This is a genomic window from Pseudomonas lundensis (genome assembly GCF_015377145.2).
GTDB lineage: Bacteria > Pseudomonadota > Gammaproteobacteria > Pseudomonadales > Pseudomonadaceae > Aquipseudomonas > Aquipseudomonas lundensis.
The window spans coordinates 2,648,203-2,668,757 of the sequence record NZ_CP062158.2 but is presented as its reverse complement, the minus strand read 5'-3'; the positions used below and the strand labels follow the sequence as shown (position 1 = coordinate 2,668,757).

The window sequence follows — 20,555 nt, the reverse complement described above, 5'->3', positions numbered from 1 at the left end:
CAATGCCCGGAGCCAGCGTTTTGCTCACGGCTTAACGACGCCGGAACAGCGGTTGAGGCTCATCCGTTGACGCTTGATAGGTCACGCTGAAGTCCTTCAGGCCTTCGAGCGCTTCGTAGGGGTCTTTGTCGGCACGAATGGCAAACGCATCAAAGCCACAACGATGCAGGTAGAAAAGCTGATCGCGCAGTACATCACCAATGGCGCGCAATTCGCCTTTATAGCGGTAGCGATCACGCAGCAAGCGCGCATTCGAGTAGCTGCGGCCATCGGTGAAGGCGGGGAAATTCAGGGCAATGACCTGAAAATTGTCCACGTCTTCGCCGATTTCTTCGGCTTCTTCATCGCTGTCCAGCCAGACGCCCAAACCGCCATCGCGGGCTTTAAGTGCATGAGCATGCTCGCGCCACAGGGCCAGCGGCACGATCAGATCATCGCAATTGGGGATGGCGTCGAAGCTCGCGTCCTTGGGCAGCAAGTGCCAGGTTTCATCGATCACTTCGTTGTTCTTAATGATTCGCTGCATAGACGCGCTCCTTGAAGGGATCGATGCCAATACGTTGGTAGGTGTCGATGAAGCGCTCGTCTTCGGTACGTTTTTCAACATAGACGTCGATCAGCTTTTCAATCACATCCGGCATGTCGTCCTGGGCGAACGAGGGGCCGAGGATTTTCCCCAGGCTGGCATCACGGCTGGCACTGCCGCCCAGCGAGACCTGATAGAACTCGGCGCCTTTTTTATCTACGCCCAAGATGCCGATATGACCGACGTGGTGGTGGCCACAGGCGTTCATGCAGCCGGAAATGTTCAGGTCCAGTTCACCGATGTCGAACAGATAGTCCAGGTCTTCAAAGCGGCGCTGGATGGATTCGGCAATCGGGATGGATTTGGCGTTGGCCAGCGAGCAGAAATCGCCGCCGGGGCAGCAAATCATGTCGGTCAGCAGGCCGATGTTCGGTGTGGCGAAACCGTGCTCGCGCAACTCGCCCCACATGGTGAACAACTGGCTTTCTTCGACATCGGCCAGGATGATGTTCTGTTCGTGAGAGGTGCGCAGTTGGCCGAAGCTGTAGCGGTCGGCCATGTCGGCAATCGCGTCCCACTGCTTGTCGGTCACATCACCCGGCGCGACGCCGGTGGGCTTGAGCGACAGCGTCACGGCCACATAGCCCGGCTTCTTGTGCGCCAGGGTATTGCGGGTGCGCCAGCGGGCGAAACCGGGGTGTTGTTTGTCGAGTTCAGCCAGCTCGGCGCTGAAATCGGGCAAGTCTTTGTACTCCGGATCCACGAAATGCTTGGCGATCCGTTGCACTTCGGCTTCGGTCAGGGTGGTTGACCCCCCGCGCAAGTGCACCATTTCGGCTTCAACGCGTTGCGCGAAGACTTCAGGGGTCAGCGCCTTGACCAGAATCTTGATACGCGCCTTGTACTTGTTGTCGCGGCGACCATAGCGGTTGTAAACCCGCAGGATGGACTCGAGATAGCTCAGCAAGTCTTGCCACGGCAAGAACTCATTGATGAACGCACCGACCACCGGTGTACGGCCCAAACCGCCGCCTACCAGTACACGGAAGCCCAATTCACCGGCCTCATTGAACACCGGTTCCAACCCGATATCGTGCACTTCAATGGCGGCGCGGTCAGAGGCCGAGCCATTGATGGCGATCTTGAATTTGCGCGGTAAATAGGCGAATTCCGGGTGGAACGTCGTCCACTGACGCACGATTTCACACCACGGGCGGGAGTCGATCAGTTCGTCGGCGGCAACGCCGGCAAACTGGTCGGTGGTGACGTTGCGCAGGCAGTTGCCGCTGGTCTGAATGGCGTGCATCTGCACAGTGGCCAGTTCTTCCAGAATGTCCGGCACGTCTTCCAGCGCAGGCCAGTTGAACTGCACGTTCTGGCGAGTACTGATATGGGCGTAGCCCTTGTCATAGTCGCGGGCAATCTTGGCCATCATCCGCGCCTGGCGCGAGGTCAGTTGCCCATAGGGCACGGCGACCCGCAACATGGGTGCAAAACGCTGAACATACAGGCCATTTTGCAGGCGCAGAGGGCGGAATTCTTCTTCGCTCAGCTCACCTGCCAGGTAGCGTCGGGTCTGATCACGGAACTGCTTGACGCGGTCCTCGATGATCCGCTGATCGTACTCGTCATATACGTACATATAGGTCCTGTTCTCAGGCTGCTAACAGCTTATCTGCGCGCACGGCCGCGCACTCCCCACGGAGCGAGGCACGATACCAGTTTGCAGTTATGCGCAAAAGTGATGTTTAAGCATATGGAAAGAACCAAAAAGACTATAAGAGGCTGATTCTCAATCACTTACTTGTCTTGTGGGGATTGCTGAACTTAACTGACAGGACGTCTTCTAGCATTCACCCATAACATTTCAAAAAGGCGATGCGATGAGCACTCCAGTCAAGGCACGTAAAAGTGACAGCAAGGTCGATGCGTGGGCCATTCTGTTCATGATTATTCTGGTGGTGGCAACGGCGGTGTTTTGGGTCAGCCACCAATAAGTTGTCCGCCCTGCGTATTCTCCGGTAGCCCTCGGCGCTGCTGACTGTCGCGTCATACGATGGTCACCCGCGTGTCTGATGGTATTGTGCCAGTTATTATGTGGCTCAATTTCCGGGGGCGGGTTTCAATGCGAAAGGTTTTCAACCATTGCCTGGTGTTGCTGTGCTTGCCGTTTTCGATGGCGGTGCAGGGCGCCACGGTGCTTTTCCTGAACCCCGGCTACACGGATGAGACCTTCTGGGTCAGTTATTCGACGTTCATGCAGGCGGCTGCTCGCGATTTAGGCATGCAGCTTGAGGTGCAATATTCCCAACGCTCCCCCGAGCGCGCGATCGAACAGGCGCGCACGGCCTTGCAGGGCCAGCACCGCCCTGACTATCTGATCTTCGTCAACGAACAATACATTGCCCCGCAAATTTTGCGCCTGTCTCAAGGCAGCGGCGTGAAGCTGTTCATGGTCAACAATGGCTTGACCCGTGAGCAGGCGCAGTTGATCGGTCCGGATGATGCCCAGTACGCCGGCTGGCTCGGGAGTATGGTGACCAATGATGAAGAGGGCGGTTACCTGATGCTCAAGGAGTTGATTCGTCAACGCGGGCCCATTGAGCCGGGGCACACCCTGGACCTCTTGGCCTTCTCAGGGGTAAAAAACACCCCGGCTTCACGCTGGCGCGAAAAAGGCATGAAGCGGGCCCTGAGCGAACACCCTCAGGTGCGTTTGCGGCAGATGGTCCATGGCGAATGGAACCAGCAGCGGGCGTACGAACAGGCCCGGCAGTTGTTCAAGCGTTACCCCGACACAGCGCTGGTGTGGTCGGCCAATGATGAAATGGCCTTCGGCGCCATGCGCGCGGCGCAGGAAGCCGGGTACACCCCGGGCAGCGATGTTCTGTTCAGCGCGGTCAACAGCTCCATTTCTGCCCTTGAATCGCGGATCAGCGGGCGACTCAGTGCGCTGGTGGCAGGGCATTTCACCCTCGGTGGCTGGGCGATGGTGTTGTTGAACGACGACAGCAAAGGCGTTGATTTCAAACGCTTCGGTGGGCGAGACCGGCAGGTTCCGGTGTTGCAGTTGCTCAATGCCGAACAGGCGGCCACTTTACTCAAAGTCATACGCAGCCAGGCGTTCAACCTGCGGTTCACGTCGTTCTCCGCGCAGGGCAAACCCGCGAATTATCGCTACCCGTTTACGCTCGATAGCCTGCTGCATATGCCTCAGACCCCGGCAAAGTGAAGCACCAGTTTGACGATTGCGAACAGTGTTAACGCAAATACCCCGGTAAACAGCAAGCCCAGCAGCAAGAACTGACTGGGTTTGCCGTGAGTGAAATCACGCGTTCTGTTTTTGCCACTTTGCACGCCGAACGCAGCGGCCATCACGCTGTGCAGCACTTGCCAAAAGGTGGGCGGTTTTTCGGGGCTTTCCATAAGGACCTCGCAGGCCGGAGTGGAGTGTCTCCCTAGATGATAGTCAACCCCGCAAAAGGGGTAGCCCGTTACCACCGTCAGCACTGAGGCTTTGTATCTACTGATGCTCTATTTGATGAGTTATCAGGAGAGACTCAGTGACAGACATTTCAACGGCTAATGGACTCGGTCTTCACGCAGCGTTTATTGAAGAAAAACTGCCTGCCTGGATAAAACACAGCCACCGCAAGGATTTAGTACGTCTGCGTACGGGCGCTGTTCTGGGGCACGAGCCTTTACCCGACACTCATTTGGCCGATGCGCCACGTTGGTTGCGTGAGGCTTTGCAAAGCAGTCAGGTGCGTAGCCGGCAGGCAACGCTGGGTTTGGCTCAGCAGTTGAAAACACTTAAGGGCATCACAGAGTTTGCCGAGCCACGTCTTCAATTGGCCCTGAAGAGTCACCACACAACGGGCCGGGCGCTGGATGTCAACAAAGACTGTTTGTTTTACCTGCAGCGTGACCAACCCGTGCAGGAGCAGAGCTTGTTACAGGCCGCGCTGCTCAATTTTGAAGGCAACGAAGACTTCACACGGTTGGTGCGTGGTCGAACCAGCGCGATAGCACCTTCAGGGTCGTTGCCGGCCATGCCCGAAAAAAATGGAAGCGGCATTCCTTATTCGATGCTCGCAGACGCTCTGGTTAAGGGGAGTGGTTTTGGGGTGGCCAGGATTGAAGACGAACTGAAAAATCTTCATGCCCCCGACGGTTTTAGCTATCGCGAAACGCTGCCTATGAAACCGCAAACCTTCTCGAATTTGTGTAGGGCGCTGGACCTCGGGCAGCAATACCAGGATCACTTGAGCGAAGTGTTTGACAGCCCGCAGGACGGATCAAAACTGCGCGCGCAAATGGTTCAGGCGCAAAAAGACCTGCTTGAAGTGCGGTTGCATGCGGCCTTGATCCAGAAACACATCAGTGAAGACGCGTATCGATGCGTGTCGGATGTCGTGCAGGGGCTGCCTGTCCCCCTGCTCGGTGGCAAGCCTGTGGTGTTTAGCCAACTGAGTCTGTTTGGCTTCACCATCGCCGATGTGCTGCTGATAGGGCCCTATCGGTCCTGGCTGCCCGAGACGCAAATAGTGAGCACGCCCATAGGGGTAGACTTACCTGTGTTTGCAACGTCGAAAATCGAACCGCTGGTGGTTTACATGCCGGGCGCTGCGACGGATCAACTCATGGAGTATGCGTCCCTTGAAGCCTTTGAACATGCCCTGGCGGTTAATCTGCGAACCCCGGCCTATCAGCAGTTGTTTGCGAATTTGGTGCCGCAAGGTGATGCCCAGGCTTTTCTGAAACGGCTTAACTACCAGCTGTATAGCAAAGCGCCAGATCCGCAAGGAAAAGAACCGCCGGTTTACAGTGATGACGTCAGTCTTCGCATGGGCCAAACCTATATAAGCAGCACCCCGGCCAATCTGTTCTTTGCGTTAAACGCGCTGCATGTGGCACGCATCAAAGCCAACGCGCGGGTGCTGGCGGTGCCCACCGCGGATGCTGACAGCAAATTACTGCGCGAACGCCTGGAGTATTACGCCGGCTTGGGGATGGACGTACTCAATGCGGCGGCGTTTTTTATTCCGGGCGTGGGTGAGGTCATGATGGCCGTGATGGCCTTGCAGATCGGCCTTGAGGTCTATCACGGCTTGGAGGCGTTCAGCGTCGGGGATATGGACGGCGCATGGGCGCATCTGGAATCCGTGGCCATCAACGTTGGGGTTGGCGTCGCCATTGCCGGAGCCGGGTATGGCATCAGCAAGATCCCGTCCGGCGCGTTGAGCAGGTGGACTGAAAGTGTCACCGCGATTGTCTCCCCGCAAGGTAAAACCCGTTTGTGGAAGCCGGAGCTGGCCCCTTATCAGGGCGAGTTGACGCTGGGTGTGGAGCAACCCAATGCATTGGGTCAATACACGATCAACGGCAAAACCTGGGTCCAGATTGATCAGCATTTTTATGAGCAAGTTTTCGATCAGGAACTCAACACATGGCGGGTCAAACATCCCGCGGACAGTGAGGCCTATCAACCTGTACTCAAGCACAACCATGACGGAGCCTGGCGTTTTGCGCATGAGCGCCCTTTAACGTGGGACCGCCAGAGCTTATTGCGGCGACTGGGCTACAAAGTCCGACTGTTTGATGACGAAACTCTGGCCCGTTTAGGTGAAATCAGCGGTGTGAGCGACGATGCCCTGCGCAAAATGTACCTTGACGACTTACCGGTTCCGGCCGCATTGGCTGATGTGCTTGACCTGTTCACGGTGGGTCCCGTCGTTGAACCCGGTGCGCCGTCGTCCCCCGAAGTGAAGTTACTGCTTCAACGATTCAAAAGCCTGAACCTGTCCGAGTCATCGGCCCGTGAAATCGTCATGTCCGCAGGCGCGCGCGACCTGTCCAGTCTTCGCAAGGGGCGCTCTACATGGCGTATCGATGACCAGTGTCGACGTTACGCCCAGACAGGCCGCCTGAATCGGGCGCTGGCAGGTATATATCAGGCCGGGCCGATCAGTTCAGACACTGCCCGAATAAAGAACTATGTCCTGACCAAGGTGCCGGAAAGTGCGGGTATGGAAGGTGTCGAACAGACCATCGTCATAGGCCGATATGCGACGTCGCATCGAGCTGAGATGGAGGATGTCCTGCAGACCGTTTCTCCCCGGAGACAACCCTCGAAAACAAGTGGGCGTAGCGGTTTTGGATACAGCTTATCCGGCAGAGGAGGGCATTTGAGTGTCGAGAACTCGTTGGTGGTCAGGCTGCGGGAGGTCTATCCGAATGTTGACGATGAGTTGGCCCTTGATTTCATTCAGGAACGATTGCGAGGAGGCCACACCGATCAGCAGGTATTTCACTTTCTGAACACTCGAGCGCGTGAATCGGATGCATTAGCGGCGACATTGGCACGTTGGGCGGAGGTGCCCGGCAGTTCCGGGCAAGCGTTGGCGCGAAGATCGGTCATGGAAAAGGTCATCCATTGCTGGCGCCAAGGTTTTTTCCGGGCTCAAGAACCCTACGCGACCCTTGATTTAGGTGATGTGGACGCGTTACCGGAACTGACGGCAGACTTTTCACATGTACGCACCCTCAAAGGCACAGGTTCACTGTTGCTCGCCAATTCGGGTGAAACAATTATCAGGATGTTTCCCGGTATCAAGGGCCTTGAACTGGGCCTGGAGCTCGAAGAGCGCGACATGATGACGGTCATCCATAAAATTGCAGCATTACCCCAACTCAAAGCGCTTTCCGTCTCAAGTTTGGAAAGTGCATTCTCGCCGGAGTTTATGCGTCAACTGACCTCCATGAATCAACTTCAACGCCTGACGGTGCGGGGTAGCCTGGAATCACTGGACGTCAGCAGTCTGCATGAACTGCGTGAATTGCAGGTTGCAAGTCAACAGTATTCAAGTTGGCCCCATGGTGTGTTGGACTTATCGCATCTTGAACAGCTGGACATGCATGCTTGCACACTGCGTGACGTACCGGTGGAGTTGTATTCGGGTCACGAACGGTTGTGGCGCGGCCTGCGTTTGAACTGGTCACGGATTGAAGAACAATCCGTTCTTAAAGCCTATGGGTACTTGCAAGGCAATGCTTTTCATGTGGCTGATATGCAACAGTGGGTCGATCTTTACACGCTGGATTGTTTCAAACGCATGATGCCGGAGTACAACGGTTCTTTTCTTAACAACCTGTTGTCCCAATTCCGGAGGCGGCAAGTTCCTCTGCACGAACAATTTATAACGGTGTTGGGCGTTAATAAGGAATTTGCGGTCTTAACGCAGGGCCTTGATACCTGGACGATTGGAAATCAGATTCCTGCGGATTCAGGCGTCGCCGCAAACCTGCGACGAGCCTGGAAAGATGGCGTTTACCATCGCTTTGCAGGCGAGGGGCAGGCCGGGATTGGTACGGTTAACCCGCACTTAAGTCTTAATGGCGGTCATGAAATAAGCAGTCTTGCACGTATACCTCGCAGCGGGTTTGAGCATATTCAGCACCTGACAATTACAGGTCACGTTGCCCCCGGCGAGTCACTGGATCACCTGCTTGAGTCGTTCACTCATGTCAAAACGTTAAACCTGAGCCGTAACCGGATACACCGTTTACCGTCTTGCCTTGCCGAGTTTACCCAGCTTGAACACCTCGATTTATCGAATAACGAGCTGACGGTCACGCCTTACGCGCAGTCACGTCTGGATCGATTGCGCCAACTACGCGTATTACGTTTGCGCGGCAATCGGGTGGATACGTTAAATGTCAGCATGATGGAGCAGCTCGAAGAGCTTGACTTGAGCCAGACGGCGATCAGGGCGTGGCCTCAGGGTGCGCTCGATTTGCCTCGCCTGCACAAGCTTGATTTGTCCCGCAGTGGGATTACCGATGTGCCGCAGGCTGCACTTAACGGGCATGACAGGTTAATGACCAACACCCGGCTTGAGGGATGTGCGCTGAGCCGCGACAGTTGTCTGGACTTGCTGGGGTATGCACACCGAACAAACAGCGTGAGTGCCGGGTGGATACCCCGAGGCTTGTTGATGGAAGGTAAAACAGGCGGTGAGCCTGAGTATTTCCCCCTGGAGGTCTCGCAAAATCCGGACATGCTATTGCCTTCTGTTCCTGATCTCGCTGAGAGCGATACCTCACTTACGCCTGCCGCCAGGCTGCAAAGAATTGATCCTGAGTTAAGTTTGCGCGATGCGGTTAACTGCATTGACCGCTGGATGAGCAGCGGTGAGGGTGCATTAGACATTCACGCCCGACTCGACAGTTGGCATCGTCAGTACAACGCGATGACCCGGCAGCTCAACCGCTGGATTGATAGGCAGAGCTACAGAGTCGAAGCCCAATGGGTAAGTGCTCTGGATCGCAGAAGAGCCTCGGATCGGCTCATGCGTGCCTGGCGTCAAATGCTCACCGCCGAGACACCTGAGGGCGCGAGTCATGCAAGAGTCATCGATTTTTCGGACTTGTGTGTGGGGGACCTGCCTCAATTGCCTGTTGTGTTAGAACACATCACCTCTATTGATTTGAGCGGTGTGAGGATAACGGCGCACGGTTCAAATGATTTCCTGCGTTCTTTGCCTCAATTGCGTACGTTGCGTATCAACAACAATGCCCTGGCAGAACTGCCTGATGCTGTAGAGGGGCTTGATAATCTCACCCGCCTGGAGGCCGCTCATAACCGCCTGGTGAACACCGAAATGCTGCAGAGCCAGTTGCGCTCTTTGGCCCATCTGGAATGGCTGGATTTAAGCACGAACGCCCTGGAAAGTTTTGATGCGGGGGATTTGCCTGCATTGCGTACGCTTAATCTCAGCGGTAATGCCCTGACACGCTGGCCTGGGGGGGTAATGAATCTCTCTGAGCTGTCCGAACTGGACCTCAGTAATAATCGAATCCATCGCATACCCGATCAACTCTATGACCGCACCTACCACAACCTGATGGCCGGTACGGATGTAACGGATAATCCATTGGAGTATGACGACCTTGAAGCGCTGTATGACTATCAGCAGTCAACCGGCAACGGACTGGGCTTCACGGCAGAAGAACTGGAAAGGGGATTGCGTCACTCTGATGACTCTGCAAGTGATTCCGAACCAGAAGCCGATGAGGATCTGGATGCAGGCATCCACGAGTCGCCGTCGGTTCAAAAAGCGCGCTGGTTTAACGAGGTGCCAGCTGATTCGCCGAAGCATCGTATATGGGACGTGGTGTCGGGCCGCCAGGGCAGTGACGGGTTGTTTCATCTGCTCACCGAGTTAAAAAATACCCGGGACTTCATTGAAGGCAAGGCACTCCTGACGGCGAGGGTGTGGGACGTGCTTGAGGCTGCTTATAACAATGAGGCCTTGGGCAGCGAGCTTTTCGTTCAGGCACGCTCACCCTATACCTGTGGTGACGGACGCATTCTGTTATTCAGTGATCTGGAAGTGAAGGTCCATGAGTTCAACGTCCTTAAGGGCGTCACTCCCAGTGAGGCCGGTTCAGTTCTGCTGGGCTTGTACAAAAGTTTGTATCGTTTGGAGCGGGTGGAAGAAATTGCCCGGGAATTCATGGTTCAGTACCCGACGATAGACCCTGCTGAGGTGCGACTGGATTTTCGCATCAGTCTGGCCGAGCGCCTGCAATTGCCCAAACAGCCCAAAGGCATGATTTACCGCAATCTGGTTGAACACCCTTCAGTGGAACTGGATGAACCGTTTAACGTGACACTTCAAAAAGCCTACGAGCGAGTCATTGCGACCGATAATTCTCCCGAGTTCAGCCACTATTTATTGTCCTCGGAGAAATGGATCAATTATTTAAAGGCGCAATACCCTGATGAGTGCCAGGCGCTGGAGTTGCAGCTAAAAACAGAAGCAGACCAGTTGGAAGATCGCTATCCGGTTATAAATGAGTCTTACAACGCGGCAATAACAGCGTTAGGCAGCAAGAAAAAAAGAGAGTTTGAAACGCTTTACGAACGCTTGTCCCATCTTGAGCGCGCCAAACTGAACGGTCAGTAACACAACGGTTTTCACCGTAATCGGGCAAAAAAAAGCCTGTGTGCTGCCGCTTGTTCAGCGACAGCACGCAGGCCGCACGGGTGCTGGAGCCTTAGTTGTCGTAACCCAAGTTCGGCGCCAGCCAGCGCTCGGTCACGGCCAGGTCCTGGCCTTTGCGGGCGGTGTAGCTGTCGATCTGGTCCTTGTCGACTTTACCGACGGCAAAGTACTGGGCCTGCGGGTGCGCAAAGTACCAGCCGCTGACGGCGGCAGCCGGGAACATGGCGTAGTGCTCGGTCAGGAAGACGCCGCTTTTGCCCGCCCGCATTTCTTCGGCTTCAGGGTCGAGCAGGGTGAACAACGTGGCCTTTTCAGTGTGATCCGGGCACGCCGGGTAGCCTGGGGCAGGGCGGATGCCGCTGTATTGCTCTTTGATCAGCGCGTCATTGCTCAGTTGCTCGTCCTTGGCGTAACCCCAGTAATGGGTCCGCACCTGTTGGTGCAGCCATTCGGCGCAGGCTTCGGCCAGGCGATCGGCCAGGGCCTTGACCATGATCGAGTTGTAATCGTCGCCCGCGTCCTGATAGGCCTTGGCCACTTCTTCTGCGCCAATCCCGGCTGTGGTGATGAATCCGCCCACGTAGTCGGTCACGCCACTGTCTTTAGGCGCAACGAAGTCGGCCAGCGAGAAGTTGGGCTTGCCATCGGTCTTGATGATTTGCTGGCGCAGGTGATGCAACCTGGCCAAGGGTTGGCCGTTCTCGTCATACAGCTCGAGGTCGTCATCGTTCACCTGATTGGCAGGCCAGAAGCCGAAGACGGCGCGGGCGCTGATGAGCTTCTCGTCGATCAGTTTCTTGAGCATTTCCTGAGCGTCGGCGTACAGCGCGGTGGCGGCTTCGCCCACCACTTCGTCCGTCAGAATGCGCGGGAATTTGCCTGCCAGGTCCCAGGAAATGAAAAACGGGGTCCAGTCGATGTACTCGGCCAGTACGTTGAGGTCAATGTTGTCCAGCACCTTGGCCCCGGTGAACGTCGGTTTTACCGGCTGATAATGGGCCCAGTCGAACTGCGGTTTTTTGGCGATGGACGCGGCGTAGCTCAGGCGCTCGGTGCGCGCACTGCGGTTGGCGGTGCGCTCGCGGACCTCGATGTACTCGTCGCGGGTCTTGTTGACGAAACCGGCTTTGAGCTCTTTGGACAGCAATTGTGTGGCCACGCCCACGGCACGGGAGGCGTCGGTCACGTAAATCACGGCGTCGTTCTGGTACTTGGGTTCGATCTTGACCGCCGTGTGCGCCTTGGATGTGGTCGCCCCACCGATCATCAGCGGCAGGTGAAAGTCCTGACGCTGCATTTCACGGGCCACGTGGACCATTTCGTCCAGCGACGGGGTGATCAGGCCGGACAAGCCGATGATGTCGCACTTCTGCTCCTTGGCCACTTGCAGGATCTTCTCCGCAGGCACCATGACGCCCAGGTCAACGATGTCGTAGCCGTTGCAGCCGAGCACCACGCCGACGATGTTCTTGCCGATGTCGTGTACGTCGCCCTTGACCGTGGCCATCAGGATCTTGCCCTTGGCTTCCGGCTTGTCGCCTTTTTCCAGTTCAATGAACGGAATCAGGTGCGCCACGGCCTGTTTCATGACGCGGGCCGATTTGACCACCTGCGGCAGGAACATTTTGCCCGCGCCGAACAGGTCACCCACGATGTTCATGCCCGACATCAACGGGCCTTCGATGACTTCAATCGGACGCTTGAACGACAGGCGCGACTCTTCGGTGTCCTCGACAATGTGAGTGGTGATGCCTTTGACCAGCGCGTGCTCCAGCCGCTTGTTGACGTCCCAGCCGCGCCATTCTTCGGTTTCGGCTTCTTTGACGCTGCCGTCGCCTTTGTACTTGTCGGCAATGGCCAACAGGTTATCGGTCGCGTCGGGCGTGCGATTGAGCACCACGTCTTCCACCGCGTCACGCAGTTCGGTCGGGATCTGGTCGTAGATCTCCAGTTGCCCGGCGTTGACGATGCCCATGGTCAGGCCCGCGCGGATCGCATACAGCAGGAACACCGAGTGGATCGCCTCGCGCACCGGGTTGTTGCCACGGAACGAGAAGGACACGTTGGACACGCCGCCCGACGTCAGGGCGTACGGCAGTTCGTCGCGGATATAGGCGCAGGCGTTGATGAAGTCCACCGCGTAGTTGTTGTGCTCTTCAATACCGGTGGCCACGGCGAAGATGTTCGGGTCAAAGATGATGTCTTCCGGCGGGAAGCCGACTTCATTGACCAGAATGTCGTAGGAGCGTTTGCAGATTTCTTTTTTGCGGGCTTCGGTGTCGGCCTGACCGGCTTCATCGAACGCCATCACCACCACGGCCGCGCCATAGCGCTTGCACAGTTTGGCGTGATGGATGAACTGCTCGACGCCTTCTTTCATGCTGATCGAGTTGACGATGCCCTTGCCCTGGATGCACTTGAGGCCCGCCTCGATCACTTCCCATTTGGAGGAGTCGATCATGATCGGCACCCGGGAAATGTCCGGCTCGCCCGCGATCAGATTGAGGAAGGTCACCATGGCCTTCTTGGAGTCCAACATGCCTTCGTCCATGTTGATGTCGATGATTTGCGCACCGGCTTCAACTTGTTGCAGGGCCACTTCCAGGGCTTCGGTGTAGTTGTCTTCACGAATCAGGCGGGCAAAGCGCGCCGAGCCGGTGATGTTGGTGCGTTCGCCCACGTTGACGAACAGCGAGCTGCGGTCGATGGTGAACGGCTCAAGCCCTGACAGGCGGCAGGCCTTGGGGATGTCCGGGATCTGGCGTGGCGCATAACCGGCAACCGCTTTGGCGATGGCCTCGATATGGCCCGGCGTGGTGCCGCAGCAGCCGCCGACGATGTTCAAAAAGCCGCTTTGGGCGAACTCTTCAATCACCTTGGCCGTTTGTGCAGGCAACTCGTCGTATTCCCCGAACTCATTCGGCAAACCGGCGTTCGGGTGTGCCGACACGTAGGTACTGGCTTTGTTCGACAGTTCTTCAAGGTAAGGGCGCAGCTCGCTGGCACCCAGCGCGCAGTTCAAGCCCACCGAAATCGGCTTGGCATGGCTCACCGAGTTCCAGAACGCTTCAGTGGTCTGGCCGGACAGGGTGCGGCCGGAGGCGTCGGTGATGGTGCCGGAGATCATGATCGGCAACTCGATGCCCAAGGTTTCAAATACCCCTTGTACGGCAAAGATCGCAGCCTTGGCGTTCAGGGTGTCGAAAATGGTCTCGATCAGGATCAGGTCTGCGCCACCTTCGATCAGGCCCCGGGTGGCCTCGGTGTAGTTGTCCACCAGTTCATCGAATGTGACGTTGCGGTAACCGGGGTTGTTGACGTCCGGTGACAGCGAGCAGGTGCGGCTGGTCGGGCCCAAAACCCCTGCCACAAAGCGCGGTTTGTCGGGGGTCTCAAGGGTCTTGGCATCGGCCACCTTGCGCGCCAGTCGGGCGCCTTCTACGTTTAGCTCGTAGGCCAGCGCCTGCATGCCGTAATCGGCCTGGGAAACTTGAGTGGCGTTGAAGGTGTTGGTTTCGAGAATGTCGGCACCGGCATCCAGGTACGCTTTTTCAATCGAACCAATGACATCCGGGCGGGTGATGACCAACAGGTCGTTGTTACCCTTGACGTCGCTCGGCCAGTCGGCAAAGCGAGTGCCACGATAGTCGTGTTCCTCAAGACGGTAGCTTTGGATCATAGTGCCCATGCCGCCATCGAGAATCAGAATGCGCTCTTTGAGGGCGTGCTGAAGTGCTTGGAGACGAGCGCTGCGGTCAGACATAGGACTACCTGTTAGAGCCATGCAAAAGAGGGCAAATCATAACAAACCTGCGTGGGATTTGATCGTTCGCCGTTTTTCATGAATTTCATTCATGTTGAGGCGGGCCTTCGATGGGTAGAATCGCGACATTTTTAATATCAGGACAATGGCACATGTTTTTTCGCCTCCTCACCGGCGCCGTGACGCTGGTGGTGTGCAGTACAGCGTTGGGCCAAACCCCGCTGGTTAGTCCGGCTATTTCGTACACCCGAGATATCCAGCCGATCCTTACCGAAAAGTGTGTTGCCTGCCACGCCTGCAACGATGCGGCCTGCCAGCTCAATCTCGGGAGCGCGGAGGGCGCGACCCGGGGTGCCAGCAAGGTGCCCGTGTATCAGGGCGATCGAACCACAGCGGTTGCGCCGACGCGGATTTTCTATGACGCCAAAGGTCAACAAGAGTGGCGCAACAAAGGTTTCTATTCGGTGCTGGATGCACAAGGGGCACAAGCGGCGCTCATGGCGCGCATGCTCGAACTGGGACACAGCGCCCCCTTGACCCCGAATGCCAAATTGCCTGAAGGCATTGTGCTGGGCCTCAACCGTGAAAACAGTTGCCCGGCCCCCGGCGAATTTAACGACTACGCACAGAAACACCCCAACGAAGGCATGCCGTTGGCCGTGACCGGCCTGACGGATCAGCAATACATCACGGTGCAAACCTGGCTAGCGCAGGGCGCCCCGGTCGATCAAAACGCCATTAAGCCGACCGCCATCGAGGCGAGTCAGATTGCCGAATGGGAAGAGTTACTCAATCGCCCGGGGTCGACTGAGGCGCTGGTGGCCCGTTGGCTGTATGAGCATTTGTTCCTGGCCCACGCCTTTTTCGACAATGGCGTGCCGGGTCACTATTTCCAGTGGGTGCGCTCGCGCACGCCCAGTGGGCAACCGATTGACCTGATCGCTACCCGGCGACCCAACGACGACCCGGGCACCACCTTTTATTACCGGATTATGCCGGTGCAGGGGGTGATCGTTCATAAAACCCACATCACATACCCGATGGGTCAGCGCAAGCTGGAACGGGTCAAGCAACTGTTTTATAGCGGCGACTGGCATGCCGCCAAGCTACCGGGGTATGGACCACGAGGGCGCGCCAATCCGTTTGAAACCTTTGAAGCGATCCCGGCGGTGGCCCGTTATCAGTTCATGCTGGATAACGCCGAATACTTCGTGCGCACCTTTATTCGCGGGCCTGTGTGCCGCGGGCAAATTGCTACTGACGTGATCCGCGACAACTTCTGGGCGGTGTTCCAGGAGCCCGCTCGCGACCGTTACGTGACCGATGCGGCGTACCGTGGCAAAGCCACGCCGTTGCTGGCGATGCCGGGGCAGATCGACGATGTGGGCAGCGTTATTTCGCTGTGGCACAACTACCGGAACAAGCGCAACGAGTATGAAGACCTGCGCCAGGCGGCGTACGCCGACATGCCGCCGCCGAGCTGGTCGACCCTGTGGGCAGGCAATGACAACGCGCTGCTGACCATCTTCCGGCATTTCGACAGTGCCAGTGTCAGCAAGGGGCTGGTGGGTGAAATCCCGCAGACCTTGTGGCTGTTCGATTACCCGCTGCTGGAGCGCACCTACTACCAATTGGCGGTTAACTTCGATGTGTTCGGCAACGTCTCGCATCAGGCCCAGACGCGTCTCTACTTCGATTTGATTCGCAACGGCGCCGAGGTCAACTTTCTGCGTTTGATGCCTGCCGACGCGCGGGCCGCCATTCTGGGCGACTGGTATCAAAATAGCGGCAAGCTGAAGATGTGGATGGACTATCAGAAGATCGACACGGACACCCCAACTGGTATGAAGCTGGACCCGGCCGACCCGAAACGCGATTTTGCCCTCAAGTTGATTGAGCGCACCGGCACCCTGAATGCGCGGCCGGACCCGATCAACCGCTGTACGGGCGCTTATTGTTCACGGCCGAACATCCCGCGTGCCTTCCAGTATGCCGAGCAATCGCTGAGCCGCCTGACCTCGCGTCCTGCCGCCGGCTTACCGGTCATCAACCAATTGCCCGAAGCCACCATGCTGCGTATCGAGAGTGCCGACGGCAAACGTGAGATGTACAGCCTGTTGCACAACCGCGCGCATACCAACGTGGCCTTTATGCTGGGCGAGGAATACCGCCTGCAGCCGGGGCTGGACACGCTGACCATTTACCCGGGCGTGCTCAGCAGTTACCCGAACTTTATGTTCAACATTCCGGCCGATGAGGTAGAGGCTTTTGTCGAGGCGATGGAGGCGAGCCAGGATCAAACCGCGTTTGAGGCCATCGTCCAGCGCTGGGGAATTCGCCGCAGCCACCCGCAGTTTTGGCAGTACTTCCATGACATTGGCGAATACATTAACCAAACCGACCCTGTAGAGGCGGGCGTGCTGGACATGAACCGCTACGAGAACCTGTAAAGGTCATTTGTTTCACCCACGTGGGGTGCGGCTTTCCTGACAAAAATACTAGGACTTTGTCAGGCGCGCCGATTGGCGTAAACTGCGCCCCATGTCTGCGAGGAGATTCCATGAGCGCCATAACGATTACCGACGCCGCACACGATTACCTGGCTGATCTGCTGTCCAAGCAGAACACCTCGGGTATCGGCATCCGCGTGTTTATCACCCAGCCCGGCACCCAGTACGCTGAAACCTGTATTGCGTATTGCAAGCCTGGTGAAGAAAAACCAGAAGATACCGCGCTGGGCCTGAAAAGCTTCACCGCCTGGATCGACGCGGTCAGCGAGCCGTTTCTTGAAGACGCCGTTGTGGATTACGCGACCGATCGCATGGGCGGGCAACTGACCATCAAGGCGCCTAACGCCAAAGTGCCCATGGTCAACGCCGACAGCCCGATCAACGAGCGCATCAATTACTACCTGCAAACCGAGATCAATCCCGGTCTGGCCAGTCACGGCGGTCAGGTCAGCTTGATCGAAGTGGTAGAAGACGGCATTGCGGTCCTCAAGTTCGGCGGTGGCTGCCAGGGTTGCGGTCAGGCCGACGTGACCTTGCGTGAAGGGATCGAGCGCACCTTGTTGGAGCGTATTCCCGAGCTCAAAGGCGTGCGTGACGTGACCGACCACTCGCAGAAAGAAAACGCCTACTACTGAGTCATCAGTCCCAAGGTGTTCGCTGCGCGTTCTATAAAAAAACGGTGCCCCGTGAGCACCGTTTTTTTATGCCTGCCGATTGGGCCAAAGACCGCTACGGGCGATACAGATGTGCGTGACCAGCGCGGTACAGCGACGATTCGCTGAAGCTGTCGTTGGCCAGCACGCGACCGACCAGGATCAACGCCGTGCGTCTGAACCCTTTGGCCTGAACCTTCTCGACAATGTCAGCCAGGGTGCCGGTGGCGGCGTCTTGATCCGGCCAACTGGCACGGTGGATGACGGCTATCGGGCAATCGCTGCCGTAGTGGGGTGTCAGTTCGTCCACGATCGAGGCAAGGTTCTTGACCCCCAAATGAATGGCCATGGTCGCTTGATGACGGGCCAGACTGGCCAGTTCTTCGCCTGCGGGCATCACGGTCTTTTCCGCGTAGCGGGTCAGGATCACCGTTTGCGAAATATCAGGCAGGGTCAGCTCCGCTTCGAGCAGGGCGGCGCACGCGGCGGTCGCCGTGACCCCGGGGATGATCTCAAACGCAATGCCCCGCGCCCGCAGGCAGCGGATTTGCTCACCGATGGCGCCATACAGGCTAGGGTCGCCGGAATGGACGCGGGCCACGTCCTGACCTTGAGCGTCGGCCGACTGGATCAGCTCGATGATTTGCTCCAGATGCAATGGGGCGCTGTTGATCACCTGCTCGGCCTGATGACCCTCCAGCACGGCGGCGGGCACCAGTGAGCCAGCGTAGATGATGACGGGGCAGCTGCGGATCAGACGCTGGCCTTTGACGGTGATCAGCTCTGGATCGCCGGGGCCGGCACCGATGAAATACACAGTCATGGCAGTCTCTTGAACGATGCGAAATAGAGCGCCGCTTGAACAGCGCTCATAGTGAGGCGGCGAAGTATCGCCTGATTATTGCCGGGTCGCTAACGCAAACGTCGCGTTATGCGAAGTCTGGCGCGTGACCCGCAGCGTCGCGCGGTCCCCGGTCAAGCACTCGCAGAGCGCCAGTGCCGCACTTTCAGCCACCCCGAAACAGCCGGTGTGGGCGAACGAGACGGGGGACCGGTGACTGAGCCGGGGGGCAAACGCGGCGAGCTGTTGTGCGCTGAAGACGTGCAAAGGCCGTTTCAACTGCTGCGCCAGCTGGATCAGGCCGGGTTCGTTGCGCTTGCCATCAATACTGGCCAAGGCCCGGACCTCGCTGAGCGTGATCCCGGCATGACTCAGAGACGCCTGGATCAGCGTCAACAGTTCTTCAGCGCTGCAACCGCGTCGACAGCCCAGCCCCACCACGAAGGTGGGGGCGGTGGGCGCGGCGGTCATGCAGCGTACTGGCCATCAGCTTTACGTCGGAACAACCACGCGCTGATCACCCCCAGTGCCAGCCAAAACACCACATTGGTCAATTGCGAAGCCACTTTGAATTGGGTTTCGAGGGCTTGCGGGGCTAGGCTTGAGTGAACCACAGGCTGGGGTGCGCCCAGGACATGGGGGATGACCAGAATCACCACCCCGAGCACTTTCAGTGCCCAATGTTTGCCAAACACCACCAAGGCAATGGCCACGGCAGTGGACGCTGCGGTGCTCACCCACCAGACCTGACGTTGCAGCAAATCCGCCGCAGCGGTGCCCGGCAGCTCGGGCGGCAGGCCCAGCGTCGGCGCCAGGCAAAACGTGGCATACCCCGCCAATCCCCAGAGCACACCCTGAGAGGTGCGGGTCGGGCTGCGCAGTGTGTACAGGCCTGCGAGCATCAAGGCAAACCCCACAGCGACCACCAAGTTGCCGCCGGTGGTGGACAACACGCGCTGCCAGCCATCCTCCGGCTCCCAGGCCTCAGCGTCATGGGTATGGGCAGCCATGTGGGTGTCAGTGTGTGTATGCGCGGGCGTCTCGGCCGGCTTTTCGAAGGTTTCAGCTTCGAGAATCAGCGGCGTCACCCACAGGCTTTGCAGCACGGTCAGCAACAGGGCGGCCAGCAAGCCCGTAAAACCGGCAGTTTGAGCAATGCGCTTAATCATGGCCGGGGTCTCAATGGCAGGGGAAGGCTGAACTGTGACGGGTGTCGTGCGCGGCATTGTGTACCGCGTCAATGTGAGAAAAGCCCGCGAAGTAAACCAGAAACGCTCCCAGCACGGCAACGCCGACAGCCGCAACGATGCGCTGGCTTTGGGTGGACGTGGACGTTGCAGACTGCGTACGGCTGGTGCTGATGGACATGGCGCTTCCCTCGGGTCAGACAGCGGGGGAGAAGCGCAAGAAAACCCCGCGAACGAAGCTCGCAGGGTTCAACAGCGCCCGCCCACCGCGGGTTTGTCAATGGATGTGAACAGGCCGGTCTCCGGGCTCACGAGGGGTTCAAATCATTGAACCGCTGAACATCGCCTTCCCATGCCTGGGCACAGTGGTTGTGATGTTCCGCTCGCTTACCGTTGCGGGGGCAGCACCGGACTGATCAAGGCGATGAGCGCCTGACGCACCGGTTTCCCGTTTCACCCTGTGAAGGGCACCTGATACAAGATGTGTAGGAGAGCATGGCAGCGGGGGAGGCGTCAATTCACGTGTCAGGAAAGGATGCTCTTGACCTTGTCGCGTAACTGATCAATTGAAAAGGGCTTGCCGATAACGAAGGCGTTGTCAGGCTTAGCCAGGCTTTCGGCATACCCGCTGGCAAACAGCACCGGTAACGTGGGCCGCAAGAGCAGTGCCTGCTCAGCCAGTTCACGGCCGTCCATGATCGGGAGACCGACATCGGTCATGAGCAGATCAATGACCAGTTCGGTGTTCTTGATGAACGTCAGTGCTTCTTCGCCGCCATCTGCCTCCAGCACATTGAATTCCAATTCTTCCAGCACATCCACGATCAGCATGCGAACAATGGCATCGTCTTCTACAACGAGGATGGTGGAGGGTGTTGCAGGCATAGTGGGTATCCCGAAAAGTGGTGAGCGCGGTGAAGCCAAAACGTATCGACTTGCCTTATGAGTAAGCCGTATCCCCGGACAAGTTCCCGCTGTTGTACGAAAAATACCTTCGCACAAGGTCTGCAAGGATAGCTGTATGTAGTCTCTGAGTCCGTACTTGAGTACGAATTTGTACTGTTT

At 57.5% G+C, this 20,555-nt stretch carries 13 protein-coding genes and 1 riboswitch; of the genes, 4 read left to right on the top strand and 9 right to left on the bottom strand.

Going from position 1 to position 20,555, the window contains the following annotated elements:
* Positions 1-31: 31 nt before the first annotated feature.
* Positions 32-526 (bottom strand): DUF934 domain-containing protein, encoded by a 495-nt coding sequence (locus tag IF654_RS12405; RefSeq protein WP_047274429.1) that lies wholly within the window; start codon positions 524-526, stop codon positions 32-34.
* Positions 510-2,168, bottom strand: coding sequence for a nitrite/sulfite reductase (locus IF654_RS12400; RefSeq protein WP_047274431.1), 1,659 nt, complete (start codon positions 2,166-2,168; stop codon positions 510-512). The genes IF654_RS12405 and IF654_RS12400 overlap by 17 nt, the downstream gene beginning before the upstream one ends.
* A 483-nt stretch (positions 2,169-2,651) precedes the next feature.
* Here IF654_RS12400 and IF654_RS12395 point away from each other — a divergent pair, with 483 nt between their 5' ends.
* Positions 2,652-3,758 (top strand): ABC transporter substrate-binding protein, encoded by a 1,107-nt coding sequence (locus IF654_RS12395; RefSeq protein WP_047280728.1) that lies wholly within the window; start codon positions 2,652-2,654, stop codon positions 3,756-3,758.
* Here the strand turns inward: IF654_RS12395 and IF654_RS12390 are convergent.
* On the bottom strand, positions 3,740-3,952 hold the full coding sequence (locus IF654_RS12390; RefSeq protein ID WP_047280727.1) for a DUF2970 domain-containing protein: 213 nt from the start codon (positions 3,950-3,952) through the stop codon (positions 3,740-3,742). The genes IF654_RS12395 and IF654_RS12390 overlap by 19 nt on opposite strands.
* Before the next feature lie 137 nt (positions 3,953-4,089).
* On the opposite strand from IF654_RS12390, the gene IF654_RS12385 reads away from it, so the two are divergent.
* Positions 4,090-10,497 carry a dermonecrotic toxin domain-containing protein gene (locus IF654_RS12385; RefSeq protein WP_094987661.1) on the top strand — a complete coding sequence of 2,136 codons (6,408 nt, stop codon included), beginning with the start codon at positions 4,090-4,092 and terminating at the stop codon, positions 10,495-10,497.
* Between the two features lie 91 nt (positions 10,498-10,588).
* Here IF654_RS12385 and metH read toward each other — a convergent pair whose 3' ends face one another.
* A complete protein-coding gene (gene metH, locus IF654_RS12380; protein ID WP_047274439.1) occupies positions 10,589-14,299 on the bottom strand; it encodes a methionine synthase in 3,711 nt (1,236 codons plus the stop codon).
* Positions 14,300-14,451: 152 nt separating this feature from the next.
* Here metH and IF654_RS12375 point away from each other — a divergent pair, with 152 nt between their 5' ends.
* Positions 14,452-16,749 carry a fatty acid cis/trans isomerase gene (locus IF654_RS12375; RefSeq protein ID WP_094987660.1) on the top strand — a complete coding sequence of 766 codons (2,298 nt, stop codon included), beginning with the start codon at positions 14,452-14,454 and terminating at the stop codon, positions 16,747-16,749.
* 110 nt (positions 16,750-16,859) lie between these two features.
* Entirely contained in the window at positions 16,860-17,444 is a 585-nt protein-coding gene (gene nfuA / locus IF654_RS12370; RefSeq protein WP_047274443.1) for a Fe-S biogenesis protein NfuA, read from the top strand.
* Between the two features lie 94 nt (positions 17,445-17,538).
* Here the strand turns inward: nfuA and cobM are convergent, their stop codons facing one another.
* From cobM to IF654_RS12345, 5 genes are all read right to left on the bottom strand, one after another.
* A complete protein-coding gene (cobM, locus tag IF654_RS12365; RefSeq protein ID WP_094987659.1) occupies positions 17,539-18,285 on the bottom strand; it encodes a precorrin-4 C(11)-methyltransferase in 747 nt (248 codons plus the stop codon).
* A gap of 75 nt (positions 18,286-18,360) precedes the next feature.
* Positions 18,361-18,774 (bottom strand): cobalamin biosynthesis protein, encoded by a 414-nt coding sequence (locus IF654_RS12360; RefSeq protein ID WP_047282650.1) that lies wholly within the window; start codon positions 18,772-18,774, stop codon positions 18,361-18,363.
* A complete protein-coding gene (locus IF654_RS12355; protein WP_047274448.1) occupies positions 18,771-19,472 on the bottom strand; it encodes a CbtA family protein in 702 nt (233 codons plus the stop codon). The genes IF654_RS12360 and IF654_RS12355 overlap by 4 nt, the downstream gene beginning before the upstream one ends.
* 10 nt (positions 19,473-19,482) lie before the next feature.
* Entirely contained in the window at positions 19,483-19,671 is a 189-nt protein-coding gene (locus IF654_RS12350) for a CbtB domain-containing protein (RefSeq protein ID WP_194862403.1), read from the bottom strand.
* A gap of 95 nt (positions 19,672-19,766) precedes the next feature.
* A riboswitch (cobalamin riboswitch) is annotated at positions 19,767-19,980 on the bottom strand.
* A gap of 35 nt (positions 19,981-20,015) precedes the next feature.
* Complete coding sequence (locus tag IF654_RS12345; RefSeq protein ID WP_047282649.1) at positions 20,016-20,375, bottom strand: response regulator; 360 nt, start codon at positions 20,373-20,375, stop codon at positions 20,016-20,018.
* Positions 20,376-20,555 lie beyond the last annotated feature (180 nt).